Below are 15917 nucleotides of genomic sequence, written 5' to 3'. Positions count from 1 at the left end.
AAGCTCGGAAAATTACGAGCTTTATTTGATATATGGCGCTAACAATTGTAGGAGTAACATCATTGAAACCGCAATACTATTGTTAATCATATGAGCCATGATACTATATTCTAGCTTCTTAGATACACGATAAACAGTTGCAAGGACAAGGCCCATACCTCCATATATAATCCAGACACCCATACTATTAGGCGTATGAACAAGGCCAAAGAGTAAACCACTTAGAATCAAACCAACAATAGAATCTGGATTAAAGACCCGTCCCATAAGAAGCCCTCTAAAAACCAACTCTTCCACAATCGGTGCCATAATCACTGTAATTGTTATAAGAACAAAGGGATTCATATGGGCATTTTCTATGGCTGCCTGGTTAGTGCTGTTACTAACACCTTCCCACATCATGACCATTGCACCAAGCCCAGTGACAATGTAAATACCTAGGTAGGTCAGGCCAATCATTCCCCATGCCTTCATGGAAGACAGCGCCCTAAAGCCCTCAAGAAGACCCATACGTTTGCCCAAGAAAAGAGCTCCTGCACTAATGAGTAGCATAACCAAAATTAGGAGACTAACTGCCCTCACATCTTTAACACGAACAAATATGGTTGGAGTCTGTTCAATACACAAAATTAGGAAAGCCAGTAAGAAATAAAGAAAGCGTTTTAAAATGGACTCTTTGTTCATAAGAAGCTACCTCTTTTTATTGTTATTTTGTACCTTTATTATAATACAATTAAACTAATTTGACAAGACACCGTAAAAATAAGAGATTCAATCTTGAAAAGATGAAGGACTCTTATCCTATTTTAGATAGAATAAGACGAATAAGAGCAAATCCCAAAACTAAGCCATAGAGCAAGATAGATAGAACTGTAACATATGGCAACTGAATATTAACAAAGGCATGTAGGGCAATCAAAGCAAAGATAAGCAAAAACTCCAGAACCAGTGTTGCAACTGCTGTTACCTGCAAAATCTGTTTATTTCGCTCATCATAGGTAGCAATGTACATCTGATGAAGACGTTTCGAATGCCTAAGCGCTGCAAAATAATAAATCGACAGGGCGTAACTCCCAATGGTAACCCCCACTACTAATCCTAGTGCAAAATCACTAAGACTGTTAGAGCGAACAATAAATAATCCCAAAATACCCAAAGAAAAGAAAGAACATGCTACTCGGGCTATGTATCTTTTATACTCTGATTCTGTTTTTTTCTTTCCTAACGTTTTTAATAACATATCTTAACATTCCTTTCATTATCCTTTAAAAGAGCAATATAAAATTTTTCAATGATAACTTTAAACATTCACCTTAAACAAAAAGGATGAGTAGGACAGCTATACTGTTGTTTAAAATATGAACACCCATACTGTACTCGATATGCTTAGTCTTATAGTAAGTTATGGCAAGACCAGCTGACATAATACCATAGACGACAATTGTTTGAGGCGTAAATGCTGAGTGACCAGCCATAAAGAGAAGACTGGAAATAGCAAGACCCGTCTTAAAGTATTTTCCAAAGAGTACCTTGGCTAAGAGTCCCCTAAAAATGATTTCTTCCATAATCGGAATAATAAAACCGGCGACTACTAGGTAAAGATAGAATGGTACGTGGGCAAAGATATCATTTAAAGCAGCTTGATTTTCCATAGTCGCATTGTGCGTTAACTGACCAACAAAATACCCTAGAAGATCACCTAGGAAAAAGATGACGAGATTAAGAGAAGCAATCGCAACGAGACGTCTCCAATTAATCTCTTTAAGCGATAAGAGTTTAAATCTATAAGCAATCACGATAAAAATAGCCAAACTCCCTAATGCCCAAACACCGTAACCTATTTGCTCCACAAGTGAAAACTTACCATCCTGAGTAAGTAGCGGGAAAGCACCTAATAGTGTTAAATCTAAGATTAGTAGAGTGAGCGCTAAAAAAATAACACCAATTTTCTTCATTACTTGTTTAAACATATCTTTACTCCTTAATCTTCCTCAAAAAGAAAGACTTCTTCAATAGTCTTTCCAAAATACCTAGCAATTTTAAAAGCTAGTTCCAAGGACGCATTATAGCGACCTTTTTCGAGTGAAATGATGGTCTGTCTCGTGACTCCCATCTCATCTGCTAACTCTGCCTGACTAATCTTATTAGCCTTGCGAAGTTCCTGAATCTTTGTTTCCATATGATACCTCAACCTTATAGTTTTTTCTCAAATATTTCGTCTCCTTACCTTTTATCAAGTTCGCTTTACATTTATAGTATAGTTCACTTGACATATTTTGTAAAGTCTGTTTTACATTTTTTGTAAAGTTTTCTTTACTTATCGAATGACATATCCGGATATAGGCGAATAATTCTTTCCGAGTACTCAAAAAAGCTGACTGATTTCTCAGCCAACTTTTCTGGTCTTATCAATTTTTTGATAACTTATTTAGATTTAAGGCGCTCAACATCACGAGCAATCACCAATTCTTCATCTGTTGGGATGACAAAAACTTTAACAGGTGACTCTGCTGTTGTAATATCGCCAACATGTCCGAAGACATTCTTTTCAGGATCCACTTCAATGCCAAACCAAGTGAGACCATTCAAAACTGAAGCGCGAACTTCTGCAGAATTTTCACCAATACCTGCTGTAAAGACGATAGCATCCGCTCCGTTCAATACGCCAAAGTATTGGGCGATGTATTTACGCAAACGATCCACATAGAGATTGTAGGCTAAAATACATTTTTCATCTCCTTCATGTTTACCAGCAATGATATCACGCATATCACTTGATTTTTCAGAGATACCAAGGAGTCCTGATTCTTTATTAAAGACGTGACGAATACGTTCAGCATCGGCCATATCAGGCTCACGGTCAATGATGAATGGAATAATCGCAGGGTCAAGATCCCCAGTACGTGTTCCCATCATAACCCCACCAAGTGGTGTCAATCCCATTGACGTGTCTACTGATTTACCACCGTCCACGGCAGTAATTGAAACACCATTTCCGACATGGGCTGTGATAATCTTAGTTTCTTCAATAGGTTTTCCTAGTAGCTTAGCTGCTTCTTGAGAAACATATTGGTGGCTTGTTCCATGTGCTCCGTATTTACGAACTTGATAGTCTGTATAATAACGATTAGGCACTGGATAACGGTAAGCCACTTCTGGCATAGATGTATGGAAGGCTGTGTCAAAAACAGCAACACTGGTAATATCTGGGAGGAGCTCCTTAAAGGCACGAATCCCTGAGGCTGCACCAGGATTATGAAGTGGAGCCAAAGCAGACAATTCTTCGATTTTCGCTAATGCTTCATCATCTACCAAACTTGATTCTTTGAAATACTCACCACCAGCAACCACTCGATGACCTACACCTGTGATTTCATCATAATTCTTGATGATATTAAAACGAATCAAATCATCAAGTACGATTTTTACAGCCTGAACATGATCGGTAATATCTAAAATCTGCGTTTCAGAATCATTATCAAACTTAACTGTTGAAATAGAGTCTTTTAATCCGATACGCTCAATCAACCCTTTGGCAAGTACAACTTCAGATGGCATTTCATACAATTGCCATTTCAAACTTGAACTTCCTGCATTGATTGCGATTGTTTTTGTCATAAGTCACCTCTTTGTAAAACGCTTTCAGTAATATAGTCTTATTTTATCATGTTTTTTTATAAAATGGAATTGTCTGATTTCCATTTTTGGAAATTCTCAGTAAAATCTTTAAGAATCTCTGGATTTTGTAAATCACTAAGCGGATAAACAAAGGTCTCTGGAGCATTTTCTGTTTGCTTTTTAATCACAAAGATAGACTTCATATTGTGTTTATTGCCAAAAGCTGCTTCAGGAAGAGTGATTACAGCAATAATATCAGCATATCCTGATAGCCACTTCTTAAGCAAATCACTTTGTGAACTCGTTAAAAGATTAGTTGGTGCCAAAAGAATAGCAATACCGTCTTTCTTCAAGTACTTAAGCGATTGCTCCATAAGAAGATGATGGGCATAAGTGTGTTCACCAGTTGCTGCTACCTTGAAACGACTCGCAATCTCATCGTTAGGGTAGTAACCTACTGGCAGGTCACTGATAATAACATCGCTTTCTTTGAGGATATGGGGGCGAACTGCATCTTCTTGAATGTAAACCGCTTTTGAGTTCACCACATCAGCAATACTGGCTGACAAATCAATAAGCAAATCGTCAACTTCCATTCCCATATAATTAAGGTTTTTGTGACTATTATTTAAAAGAGTCTCAGCCAAGTTGCCTGTACCTGAACCAATCTCCAAGACATCTAATTGATCGTCCTTGGTCAAACCCTCAAGTAGGTAAAGAATGATAAATCCAATGGCATCTGGTGTAAATTGGTGATTGGCTTGTAAGGCTTCTAATTGCCCTAGTTTGATAAATAAATACTGAAAGGCTCGACGCCACTCCTCTTTACTTAGATTAAGAGCACGTAATTTCTCGTTATTTTTGATGATAAGTTCGTTATCAACCTCAGCCCCCAAATAATAGGAATTTTGCTCGATAAGGGCATCGTAAGCATGGGTCCCAAGATCATTTTCAATGGTTTGGACATTTTCTAACAACAGCGCAAAAGCTGTCTCAATTGCTTCAAAATTCATGATTTCCTCCGTCCCTCTATCATATCAAAAAGGGGGAAGAATTGCTATTTCTGGTCCTCTTTCTTCACATAGTGATAGGTCTTGGTGTGTCCTTCATTCTCAACTCTAACAATCATCTTCTTGTCTTTTACCTCATAAGTCGTACTTCCCTGAGCAAAACTAAAAGAACCCGACTCCTTGTCAGCCAAATCCACAGTCATTTCTGCCATAAGTCGACTCTGACTAGCTACTGTTTGTGCTTGATTTTGTCTAGAGCTAGCAACTACCCTATCCAGATAAACCTGAAGAAGAAGTGTAAAAATGCCAGCCATAAAAAGGGCATAGAGGAGAACACCTCCCCTAACTTGTTTTTTCAAAAGCATAAACGAAACTCCTTTGCAGACCATTTTTAAGAATAACTTCAATGGTGACTATCTGATTTTTTTGACTGATTGTACTAGATTTTAAACCGAAAAGCATGGGTTGATAACCTCGACCATCGGCGTTAGTTTTTCGAAAATCAGAAGCATTTGAGATACCAAAGGCCAAGTCTTGATTATCCTGCTTGACATAGAGCTTGTTGCCTTCTACTTTAATCAACTGACAACCTTCTAACTCTGCCTCCATTTGTTGGACAAACAGAAGCCAATCTTGATTTTCTTGTTGTCTTACCTGTTTGACATTGCTCACCAGAACGGTGGTTAAACCTTGATATACTTGGACAGAACCAGCTATAACCAGTAAGGCTACCAGACATTCCAAAAGGGTAAAGGCGCGAACCTTACTATTTAGAGACATGAGTAATTTCCTTTCCTGATTCATAAACTGTGATGCCTTGCTTGCTACGTTTCACTGTCACCGTAATGCCATTTAAGGTCAACTGATCCTGTTTGGTCTGGACGGCCATAGTTGCCACACTCAAGACCTCTTGTTGATGAAGATTCTTAGCCATTAACCTACGATTAGTGTTAATTTGCTCTAAGATGAGGCCACTGACAAGCACTAAAACGGCCATGGCTACCAAACTTTCGATGAGAATATAGCCTCTAAGAGACCGTCTTTTTATATTTTCCACTGCCCATGTTAAGCTGATAAGTCACCACCTCCTTGTTACTTGTGAAACGAATCTTACTAAGACTAGAATTGCCTCCTTTAGCATCAAATACTAGGGTCTGCCCCTTATCCAGATGAATGTTTTCAGGAATAGAGAGACTGGTTCTTCCATTACTAATCTTATCCTTAGTCAGCTGCAATTCAATGTTAGTCCCTTCCGCTGCTGCCAAGCGCTGACTATCCCGATACAGATACTCAAAGCGTAGATAAAAAAGATTAGTCTCGACTTGCTGAAAAATCCCCGTCACTGACCCTGACAAACTCAGAGTAAGAAAAGCAACGACTGCTAATGTCACCAAGCTTTCCAACAAGGTGAAGGCCCTAATTGGCAACTGAGCGGCTTTCACCACCATGTTTCGCATAATAATCATTGTATGAATCTGCCTGTTTTTGTGTAATTTGACCTGATGAAACAAGAGCTGCTAAACTAGCTGTCTTGTTATTTTTCATTTCATAGAGTTCTGCTTGAGAATCCACAACTTTGACGACAGCTGCATTTCCAGTTTCTTTTACAGAATCCTTTTGCTTACTCAAGTTAGGAACAAAGAGCAAAAGAAGAATACTGATAATGAGCAACACGACCAGCATTTCAATCAGAGTAAAAGCACGTAACTTAACGGCATTCAATTTTTTCAACATCAATTTCATGACATCATTCCTTCCATATTTTGATACATCGGTAATAACATGGCTGCATAGATCATTACAATCACGACAGCAACAATAACAAAAATGAGGGGTTGTACAAAGGTTGTCGCCTTATTAAGACGGTTAAAGAAGGTCTGCCAAACCTCTTCAGCATAGACTTCAAGCTCATATCCCAACCTCGCATTAGCCTCCCCATAAGCAATAATTAGGGAGAGCTCCTCAGTGAAAAACGGATGACTGGCAATACGTTCAGGGAAACTCTGCCCCAACATCAAGGCTTCTTCCAAATCGGTCCCCAGCTCACGAAAGAGCTTGGATTTTTGCTCTTGCATAAGAGCCACTAAATCTAGCAAGTCAACGCCTTGACCTAATAGATTTCCCCACTCCCTAGCATAATAGGCTGTCGTGTAAAGCCTTACTGTCTGACCAATAAATGGAATTTTGGCCATTCGCCTATAAAAAGCAAGAGCTGACTGGCGTTTCACCCAGACATAGAGGAGAATCCCTAACACAAGGAATCCAAGCAAACTCACAAAGAACAACTGAGGAAACATTTGAACCAGTTGTACTGCCCAGTTATCCTTACCATCACCTTCTAAAAGCTGTGGTAAAAGATAATTTTTGAGCCCCAACATAATCAAAATCAGGAACCCCAAAAGCAAGATAGGATAAGTCGCCACTTCCATGAGTTTCTTACGAACCTTGGTCATGCGAAGCATATACGTTTCAATCTTAGTCAAGCTCCCTAAAAGATCTCCGTGCTTATCAGCAAGTGCAATCTGAGTGACAATATTATCCGAAAAGCCCACTGATGCAAACATCTGGTCCAATCTCTCACCTCGCATTAAACTCTCTTTCATAAGAGATAATGAGGACTCTTTCAACAAATGACTGCGCTCCAAGAAAGCCACAATTTCAGTTAGGGTGAATCCTGCCTTCAAGAGTTGTTTGAAAAGCTGAATAACCTTGACTTGTTGGTTAATCTTTAATTTTCTCCCCTTGGATATCCCTTTCAGTGAGATGTCCCTGTTTAACCAAGTCTTCCAGTTGCTGGTTCCAGCTGGTTGACGAATGGTTTTGGAAACTTTCTTTGGCAAAATCAATCACACCTCCTCCCTTTATCAAACGCATATAGGCAATCCCTTGAAGCGCATTATCCAATTCAGACTTGTCTACACCAAGGTCCAGGAGGCGTTCATAAACACCGGCCACACTCTTGGCGTGAATGGTTGAAAGAACAGTCACTCCTGTCAGACTAGCCCTAATAACGGCTCGGGCAGTCTCTCTATCCCGAATTTCTCCAATAATCAGAACATCCGGACGATGACGCAGAGATAGCTTGATTAAATTATCATAGGTCATATCAATCGCCTGATTAACCTGGAGCTGCAAGACATTATCCTGTTTAATCTCTACAGGATCCTCAATTGAAATCACCTGTTGCCCCTTAAAACGCTCCTGTACCAAGGCATGCATAAGCGTCGTCTTCCCAGAACCCACAGGACCTGCAAAAAGGTACAAACCTCGATAATCCAATGCATCCACAATTGGCTGAATCCCTTGATTCCAGTACGTTAACTCTCTTCGTTCGGAATGAAGAACACGAATAACCAGGCTTTCCAAGCCTCGATAGTCTCCAACAGTTGATAAACGCAGAGAAACCAAGTGACCATCACCACAATCATAGTCACAAGAGCCCAATTGACTCCTACGTTTCTCACCTACCATCATTCCTGCCACAAATTTAAAGTGACCAATAAGACTAGCCATGAAATCAGGCCGATATACATCAATCAATCTCCTCTCTTGCCCAATTCGCATATAGAGCTCGTAATTATCCTGACGTGGAATAATATAGATGTCTTGAGCCCCACAACTATCAGCATTTTTGATCATTTCCTTAGCAAATTCTGTTACCATAAGGACCTCCTCATAGTCCTATTCGCAAAAGATTGTAAAAAGGACTAAAAAAAAGAGGATTAACTCTAAAATCAGTGCAAATTCCTCTTTTCATGTCATGAAGCTATTAATTAGTCAATACATCCAAATCCCAAGCACTTTGGGAATTTATGTACCTTGCATCAAACTATAATCTTTAATAACTTATATATCTAATTATTTTAATACCAATATAAATTGACCTATACCTTTTGGAAAGCTCCAAACCAAAAGCCATCATCTCGAATAAAAATTTCATTTCCAACTTCCATAAATCGCTCCATCATTATTTGTATTTCCAATTTACCAAAACTAGAGCAGATACTACCATGACACCACCTATCAACAAATTTAAAGAAAATTTTTCATGCAACCCTATAATTGAAAAGATAGTTGAAAATACAGGAACTAAAAACAAAAAACTACTAGCCACCGTTGCTCCTTTTTGTCCTAAACTAAAAAACCATAATCCAAACGAACCAACAGAGGCAGGTATAATTAACCATACAAACCAAATCCAACCCCATAAGCCCAAGTTCAAGAAATCATAACCTTCATGTAAAGGCAATGAAAACAAATAAAGAAATACCCCACCAAGCAACAGTTGCCATCCTGTAAAAACCCACGGACCATTATCAAATGGAACTTTTTTGGTAATAATCGTATTAATAGACCAACAAAATGAACCTAGTAAAGCAAATAGAGAACCAAAATTAAATGCTGTACTATCCAATCCAATACAGGTTGAAACTCCTGCAATTCCTAATAGTAAAGCACTAACTTTCTTAAATGTGAGTTTATCTTTAAGAAAAAAGTGAGCTAAAAGTGCTAACCAAAGGGGATTCGTAAATAAAATAATTGAAGACATTGAGGACGAAACACCATAAGCTAAAGCAAGATTAAGAAAACCCATAGTCCCCGCAGTTTGCAATAACCCAATAGTCGCTACAAGAGCAAGTCCTCTTAATTTACTTTCTCCACTTTTAGGAATAATAGAAAAGCAGTTCCTATTTATAATTGTTAAGCCAAGCATTATTACTCCCGCAATAATAAATCTTACACCTCCAATCAATAATGGTGGAGTATTTTCAACCGCTATTAGATACTTTCCTGTTGGAAAAGAGGAGCCCATAAAAATAGTTGTAAGTAGAATAGAAATAACAAAAATAATGTCAGAATTTTTCTTCATTTATAGCCACATCCTAATTAAAAGATATTTATGATATTTTTTGTCTTTTATTATAGTCAATAAAATTGAATTGTCAAGATATTTATCAAAAATCCTAAAATGATATTTTACTTTATTGTGTATTGAGAAAAATAAAAAAAAAGTCTATACTGTTACTTTGAATGAAACTTATCTTTTATACGGAGGTGCTAAGATGCGTTTATCATCAGGATGGGAGCAATCTATCTATGTTTTACTCATGCTAGATCAACTACCAGAAGGAAAATATATCAATTCTGTTTTCTTGAGTGAACGACTGGGAGTTTCAGATTCTTATTTAAAAAAAATTATTAAGCTATTAGATAACGAGGGGTTAGTAAAATCAGTTCGAGGAAAAAATGGAGGAATAGCCCTCTCCAAACCTCTGAGTAAAATCAGTTTTTATGATGTCTTTGTTGCAATCGAGGGGAAAAATAGAATCTTTGAAAGTCAAAACCTCCTAAAAAAATTTTTAGGAGACGAGGAAGGTTCAAAAGCTAAAAAATGTGTTGTCACCAATTCACTTGATGTCATTGAAAACACACTAGTTTCCACATTGATTTCTATCACTCTCAGTCAAGTTGCTTTCCAAGCTGAAATGAACTACGATTTAACTGACATTCGAAATTGGATTAACAAACATCAAAAAAGTTGAAGAATAAATCTTCAACTTTTTATAAATTCTTGACAAAAATCTCCATTTGTTTTATATTTTATTTGAAGATATAATATATCTTCTTTATCGTAAATATATATATTGTACACTTCATCTAGATGAAAACAGCAAATTCTTATGAAACCTTTCTAACTATAGTTTGAGAAATATTTCTACTAAAAATTTGGTGCTAGATACTGATTATAAAGTGATAGTTTCTATAATAGACTAGAGAGTTTTAATAAGGTTATAGCGAGTTTTACAGCTGATTTTTAATAAAATCCAAGTTGTATAAATACTATAAAGGAGGACCACTAAAATGGTAGTTAAAGTCGGAATTAATGGATTTGGTCGAATTGGTCGCTTGGCATTACGTCGTATTCAAACACTTGAAAATATAGAAGTTACCCACGTTAATGATTTAACTGATTCAAAAATGTTAGCTCATCTTTTAAAATACGATAGTACCCAAGGAAAATTTAAGGGAACAATTGATGTTAAAGAAGATGGTTTTGTTATTAATGACAAGTTTATCAAAGTAACTAGTGAGCCTGATCCTGAAAAAATTGATTGGGCTTCATCTGGTGTAGATATTGTGCTAGAAGCAACAGGCTTCTTTGCAACGAAAGAAAAAGCAGAAAAACATCTCCATAAAAATGGTGGGGCAAAGAAGGTAATCATCACAGCACCAGGTGGAAACGATGTCAAAACTGTCGTATTCAATGTAAATCATGAAACCTTGACTGGTGAAGAAACAGTCATCTCACCAGGTTCATGTACAACAAATTGCCTAGCTCCTATGGCTGACACTTTAAATAAAAAATTCGGAATTCTAGTTGGTACTATGACAACAATTCATAGCTATACTGGAGATCAAATGACTCTTGATGCTCCTCATCGCAAAGGAGATTTACGACGTGCGAGAGCAGCCGCAGTAAATACGGTTCCAACTTCATCTGGTGCTGCCAAAGCTATTGGGCTAGTTATTCCAGAATTAGATGGTTTGCTAAAAGGCCATGCACAACGTGTGGCAACTCCTACTGGCTCTCTGACAGAACTAGTTAGTCTCGTAAAAACCCCCGTCACTGTCGAAGAGGTGAATGCAGCAATGAAAGCTGCACAAAATGAAAGTTTTGCCTATAACGAGGATTTAATTGTCTCTAGTGACATTATCGGAGATACCCATGGTTCAATCTTCGATGCAACTCAAACAGAAGTTACTACAGATGGAAAAAACTATCTTGTTAAGACTGTAGCTTGGTACGATAATGAAATGAGTTTCACAGCTCAATTAATCCGTACCCTAGAATATTTTTCTAATATTTCCAAATAATTGAATAGTAAGAATCAATAAAAAGCAGCGAAGATGTTTTTAGAAAATATCTTCGCTACTTTTTATTTAACACAATATTCTACTTTTCTCTTACATCACAGAGGAATTCCTTATTCTAATTTATTTTTACCCATAAAGATCAAATAATCCAAAACTCTAAAATTTTGATAATTTTATAGATTTAATAAAATAATCAGAAAAAACGAAAATTTCGAGCTTCAATTCAATAATCCTGATTATCGTTTTATTTTACAATGGGCATGAGTTGGAAGGTCATTACGCTTTTCATAGCCTGGACGATATTTTTCCTCAGGAATTTCCTTCCAATCATCCAAGAGGGCGATAGATTGGTAAACCTGCAGATATTCGTTACACTCCTCACACCAATGCTTATCCTTTTGATCCCAAAAGGCAGTCATGACACTACTACGACTAATATAGCTTGGCAAGATTTCTTCCATGGCAAACCAAAGTTTTTTGTAGTACTTTAGAGCATCGTAAAAATCTTCAAATTCCTTTGTGCTGATAATATCCTCTTGCCAGCCTTCTAAGAACCACCACGGCTCCAAGTCACCTTTCATCTCAACTACTTGGTACATCTTTCTTTCTCACTTCATCTTTTGTTTTCCTATTATACAAAATTTTCTGGGAAAGATAAAAAAAATGGTTTTATTTTTCATGTTTATCAAGAAAAGAAGACATTCTGGTCATATAAATACAAAAAGGACTCACAGCTGTGAGCCCTTTTATTGTAATCTTAGTCTTCAGATGTTTCCACAATTGCTTCATCAACAGCAATGTTTTCAATAACTTCAACTTCGTTAACTGAAAGTGGTTCAATGTTACGGTAGCGAGCCATACCTGTACCAGCAGGGATAGTCTTACCAATGATAACATTTTCTTTAAGACCAAGAAGATGGTCTTTCTTACCACGGATAGCAGCATCTGTGAGGACACGTGTTGTTTCCTGGAAGGAAGCCGCAGACAAGAATGAATTTGTTTCAAGTGAGGCTTTAGTGATACCAAGAAGAACTGGACGTGATGTTGCAGGAAGACCACCAGAAATAACAATATCCTTGTTAGCATCTGTGAAATCTGCAATGTCCATAAGTGTTCCTGGAAGAAGATTTGTGTCACCTGGATCCATGACACGTACTTTACGAAGCATTTGACGAACCATTACTTCGACGTGCTTGTCTCCGATTTCTACCCCTTGGCTACGGTAAACTTTTTGTACTTCTGCAAGAAGGTAAGTTTCAACTGACAAGGTATCACGAACTTCAAGAAGGTGTTTTGGTTGGATTGAACCTTCTGTAAGAGCGGCACCACGGTGAACTTCATCTCCCACTTCAACTTTCATACGAGCTGTAAATGGTACAACATATTCACCCATGCCAGTTTTACCTTGAACGAAGACCTTCTTAGTACGTGTTGCAGCATCTTCTTCGATTTCGATAACATTACCCTTAACTTCAGTAATGACCGCTTCCCCTTTAGGGTTACGAGCTTCGAAGATTTCCTGGATACGTGGAAGACCTTGTGTGATATCGGTGTTTGAGGCTACCCCACCGGTGTGGAAGGTACGCATAGTAAGCTGTGTACCAGGTTCTCCGATAGATTGGGCAGCGATAGTACCAACCGCTTCACCAACTTCAACCGCATCACCAGTTGCCAAGTTAATACCATAACAGTGACGGCAGACACCGTGGCGTGTGTTACATGTAAATACTGAACGGATAGTGACTTCTTCAACACCAGCATTGACAATAGCAGCAGCCATTTCTTCAGTAATCAAGGTATCTGGACCTACGATGACTTCACCTGTTGTAGGATTCTTAACTGATTTCTTAGTGTAACGACCTTGAAGACGTTCTTCGAGTGTTTCTGTAACCTCTTTACCATCAGTAATCGCACGGATAAGAAGACCACGGTCTGTTCCACAGTCATCTTCACGGATGATAACATCCTGAGCAACGTCAACCAAACGACGAGTCAAGTAACCTGAGTCGGCTGTCTTAAGGGCCGTATCAGTCATACCTTTACGAGCACCGTGAGTTGAGAAGAACATTTCCAAAACGCTCAAACCTTCACGGAAGTTTGAAAGGATAGGCAATTCCATGATACGTCCGTTAGGAGCGGCCATCAAACCACGCATACCGGCAAGTTGGGAGAAGTTAGAGATGTTACCACGAGCTCCTGAGTCCATCATCATAACGATTGGGTTCTTAGAATCTTGTGTCTCAATCAGACGTTTTTCAAGTGCTTCTTTCGCTTCACGCCATGTTGTTGTAACAGCAACATAACGGTCATCATCTGTCATCAAACCACGACGGAAGGCTTTGTTAATTTCTTCAACACGGTGGTGAGCAGCATCAATAATTTCTTGTTTGTTATCAATAACTGGGATATCGGCGATACCAACGGTCAAACCAGCAAGTGTTGAGTGATAGTAACCAAGGTCTTTCAAACGGTCAAGGAAGGCTGACGTTTCAGTCGTGCGAAGACGTTTGAAGGTTTCAGCGATGATGTTACCAAGATTTTTCTTCTTGAATGGTGCATTGATTTCCAAACTATCAATAACGGTTTGGATATCTTGACCTGGTTCAAGGAAGTATTTATCTGGCGTACTATCGGTTAAGTTTTCATTTGTGATTTCTTGGAGGTATGGAATTTCTGCTGGAATAATCTCGTTAAAGAAGATTTTACCAACGGTTGTTACCATAATCTTGTGAAGTTGGTTTTCTTTCCAAGGTTTATCAGGCATGCTGTCTACAGCAATACCGACACGGCTATGTAAGTGAACATAACCATTACGATAAGCCATCACTGCCTCATCAATATCCTTGAAGACCATACCTTCACCTTCACGGCCTTTTTCTTCCATTGTCAAGTAGTAGTTACCAAGAACCATATCCTGAGATGGCGTTACGACTGGTTTACCATCTTTAGGGTTAAGGATGTGTTCTGCTGCAAGGAGGAGCAAGCGTGCTTCAGCTTGAGCTTCTTCAGACAATGGAACGTGAATGGCCATTTGGTCACCGTCAAAGTCGGCATTGTAGGCTTCACAGGCAAGTGGGTGGAGGCGAAGGGCCTTACCATCAATCAAGACTGGTTCAAAGGCCTGAATCCCCAAACGGTGGAGGGTAGGTGCGCGGTTAAGAAGTACTGGGTGTTCCTTAATGACATCTTCAAGAATATCCCAAATACGTTCATCACCACGTTCAACCATACGTTTAGCGGCTTTCACGTTGCCTGCGTATTCACGCGCAACGATTTCACGCATAACAAATGGTTTGAAAAGTTCGATGGCCATCAAACGTGGCACACCACATTGATACATTTTAAGTGTTGGACCAACAGCGATAACAGAACGTCCAGAGAAGTCAACACGTTTACCAAGCAAGTTCTGACGGAAACGTCCTTGTTTACCTTTAAGCATGTGGCTCAAAGATTTAAGTGGACGACTACCTGGTCCAGTGATTGGACGACCACGACGTCCATTATCAATGAGGGCATCTACCGCTTCTTGCAACATACGTTTTTCATTTTGCACGATGATACCTGGGGCATTCAATTCAAGCAAACGAGCCAAACGGTTGTTACGGTTGATAACACGACGATAGAGATCGTTCAAGTCAGATGCTGCAAAACGTCCACCGTCCAATTGAACCATTGGACGAAGATCTGGTGGTAATACTGGCAAGATGTTAAGTACCATCCATTCTGGTTTGTTACCAGACTTGTAGAAGGCATCAAGAACGTCCAAACGGCGAACAGCCTTAACACGTTTTTGACCAGTAGCTGTCTTCAATTCTTCCTTGAGTTCAGCAATTTCAGCTTCCAAATCCACTTGTTTCAAGAGATCTTGGATGGCTTCTGCACCCATTTTAGCGACGAATGAACCATGTCCATACTCTTGCAATTTTTCGCGGTATTCACGTTCAGTCAAGAGAGATTTTGGTTCAAGTGGTGTTTCTTTTGGATCGATAACCACGTAAGCTGCGAAATAAATAACTTCTTCAAGCGCACGAGGGCTCATATCCAAAGTCAATCCCATACGAGAAGGGATTCCCTTGAAGTACCAGATATGTGATACTGGTGCTTTCAACTCGATGTGACCCATACGTTCACGACGAACCTTAGCACGTGTTACTTCAACACCACAGCGGTCACAAACGATACCTTTATAACGGATACGTTTGTATTTTCCACACGCACATTCCCAGTCCTTAGTTGGACCAAAGATCACTTCATCAAAGAGACCTTCACGTTCTGGTTTGAGCGTACGGTAGTTGATTGTTTCAGGTTTCTTAACTTCACCATAAGACCATGAACGGACTTTAGTTGGTGAAGCTAGTGTGATTTGCATACTTTTAAATCGATTTACGTCAACCACTAGTATTACCTTTCTTT

At 38.8% G+C, this 15917-nt stretch carries 18 protein-coding genes; 2 read left to right on the top strand and 16 right to left on the bottom strand.

Features of this window, described 5'->3' with window-relative positions; translation table 11 throughout:
- Window positions 1–21: 21 nt before the first annotated feature.
- The 14 genes from QRD39_RS07550 to QRD39_RS07485 form a co-directional block, all read right to left on the bottom strand.
- Window positions 22–684, bottom strand: a complete 663-nt coding sequence (locus QRD39_RS07550) for a CPBP family intramembrane glutamic endopeptidase (RefSeq protein WP_285956127.1) — start codon at window positions 682–684, stop codon at window positions 22–24.
- A 112-nt stretch (window positions 685–796) separates the two neighbouring features.
- The gene (locus QRD39_RS07545) at window positions 797–1240 is read right to left on the bottom strand and encodes a CAAX protease (protein ID WP_285956126.1); all 444 of its coding nucleotides are present in this window, start codon (window positions 1238–1240) and stop codon (window positions 797–799) included.
- Between the two features lie 73 nt (window positions 1241–1313).
- A complete protein-coding gene (locus QRD39_RS07540; protein WP_285956125.1) occupies window positions 1314–1970 on the bottom strand; it encodes a CPBP family intramembrane glutamic endopeptidase in 657 nt (218 codons plus the stop codon).
- An 11-nt stretch (window positions 1971–1981) separates the two neighbouring features.
- On the bottom strand, window positions 1982–2179 hold the full coding sequence (locus QRD39_RS07535; RefSeq protein ID WP_021146567.1) for a helix-turn-helix transcriptional regulator: 198 nt from the start codon (window positions 2177–2179) through the stop codon (window positions 1982–1984).
- A gap of 245 nt (window positions 2180–2424) precedes the next feature.
- Entirely contained in the window at window positions 2425–3618 is a 1194-nt protein-coding gene (locus tag QRD39_RS07530; RefSeq protein ID WP_285956124.1) for an acetate kinase, read from the bottom strand.
- A gap of 56 nt (window positions 3619–3674) precedes the next feature.
- Entirely contained in the window at window positions 3675–4631 is a 957-nt protein-coding gene (locus QRD39_RS07525) for a class I SAM-dependent methyltransferase (RefSeq protein ID WP_285956123.1), read from the bottom strand.
- Between the two features lie 44 nt (window positions 4632–4675).
- Window positions 4676–4993, bottom strand: coding sequence for a competence type IV pilus minor pilin ComGG (gene comGG / locus QRD39_RS07520; protein WP_002887436.1), 318 nt, complete (start codon window positions 4991–4993; stop codon window positions 4676–4678).
- Window positions 4971–5408 carry a competence type IV pilus minor pilin ComGF gene (comGF, locus tag QRD39_RS07515; RefSeq protein ID WP_285956122.1) on the bottom strand — a complete coding sequence of 146 codons (438 nt, stop codon included), beginning with the start codon at window positions 5406–5408 and terminating at the stop codon, window positions 4971–4973. The genes comGG and comGF overlap by 23 nt, the downstream gene beginning before the upstream one ends.
- Window positions 5395–5685, bottom strand: a complete 291-nt coding sequence (gene comGE, locus QRD39_RS07510; RefSeq protein ID WP_002887438.1) for a competence type IV pilus minor pilin ComGE — start codon at window positions 5683–5685, stop codon at window positions 5395–5397. The genes comGF and comGE overlap by 14 nt, the downstream gene beginning before the upstream one ends.
- The gene (comGD, locus tag QRD39_RS07505; protein WP_285956147.1) at window positions 5657–6085 is read right to left on the bottom strand and encodes a competence type IV pilus minor pilin ComGD; all 429 of its coding nucleotides are present in this window, start codon (window positions 6083–6085) and stop codon (window positions 5657–5659) included. Before comGD ends, comGE begins: the two co-directional genes overlap by 29 nt.
- Window positions 6045–6359: a competence type IV pilus major pilin ComGC gene (gene comGC, locus QRD39_RS07500; RefSeq protein WP_037609465.1), complete on the bottom strand. Its 315-nt coding sequence runs from the start codon at window positions 6357–6359 to the stop codon at window positions 6045–6047. Before comGC ends, comGD begins: the two co-directional genes overlap by 41 nt.
- Window positions 6360–6367: 8 nt before the next feature.
- Window positions 6368–7468, bottom strand: a complete 1101-nt coding sequence (comGB, locus tag QRD39_RS07495) for a competence type IV pilus assembly protein ComGB (protein ID WP_285956121.1) — start codon at window positions 7466–7468, stop codon at window positions 6368–6370.
- Window positions 7350–8291, bottom strand: coding sequence for a competence type IV pilus ATPase ComGA (comGA, locus tag QRD39_RS07490; RefSeq protein ID WP_008536104.1), 942 nt, complete (start codon window positions 8289–8291; stop codon window positions 7350–7352). Before comGA ends, comGB begins: the two co-directional genes overlap by 119 nt.
- Before the next feature lie 304 nt (window positions 8292–8595).
- Window positions 8596–9498 (bottom strand): DMT family transporter, encoded by a 903-nt coding sequence (locus QRD39_RS07485; RefSeq protein ID WP_002887447.1) that lies wholly within the window; start codon window positions 9496–9498, stop codon window positions 8596–8598.
- Between the two features lie 193 nt (window positions 9499–9691).
- Between QRD39_RS07485 and QRD39_RS07480 the strand changes: the two genes are divergently transcribed.
- Together QRD39_RS07480 and gap are read left to right on the top strand one after the other, a co-directional pair.
- Window positions 9692–10171, top strand: coding sequence for an RrF2 family transcriptional regulator (locus QRD39_RS07480; protein WP_285956120.1), 480 nt, complete (start codon window positions 9692–9694; stop codon window positions 10169–10171).
- Between the two features lie 319 nt (window positions 10172–10490).
- Window positions 10491–11504, top strand: coding sequence for a type I glyceraldehyde-3-phosphate dehydrogenase (gap, locus tag QRD39_RS07475; protein WP_285956119.1), 1014 nt, complete (start codon window positions 10491–10493; stop codon window positions 11502–11504).
- A gap of 236 nt (window positions 11505–11740) precedes the next feature.
- Here the strand turns inward: gap and QRD39_RS07470 are convergent, their stop codons facing one another.
- The gene (locus QRD39_RS07470) at window positions 11741–12103 is read right to left on the bottom strand and encodes a DUF1033 family protein (protein WP_021146573.1); all 363 of its coding nucleotides are present in this window, start codon (window positions 12101–12103) and stop codon (window positions 11741–11743) included.
- A gap of 158 nt (window positions 12104–12261) precedes the next feature.
- On the bottom strand, window positions 12262–15900 hold the full coding sequence (gene rpoC, locus QRD39_RS07465) for a DNA-directed RNA polymerase subunit beta' (protein WP_143566773.1): 3639 nt from the start codon (window positions 15898–15900) through the stop codon (window positions 12262–12264).
- Between the last annotated feature and the right edge of the window lie 17 nt (window positions 15901–15917).

Source organism: Streptococcus raffinosi, from assembly GCF_030284685.1.
GTDB lineage: Bacteria > Bacillota > Bacilli > Lactobacillales > Streptococcaceae > Streptococcus > Streptococcus raffinosi.
The sequence above is the reverse complement of the archived record's forward strand: the minus strand, read 5'-3'. Positions and strand labels throughout refer to the sequence as shown.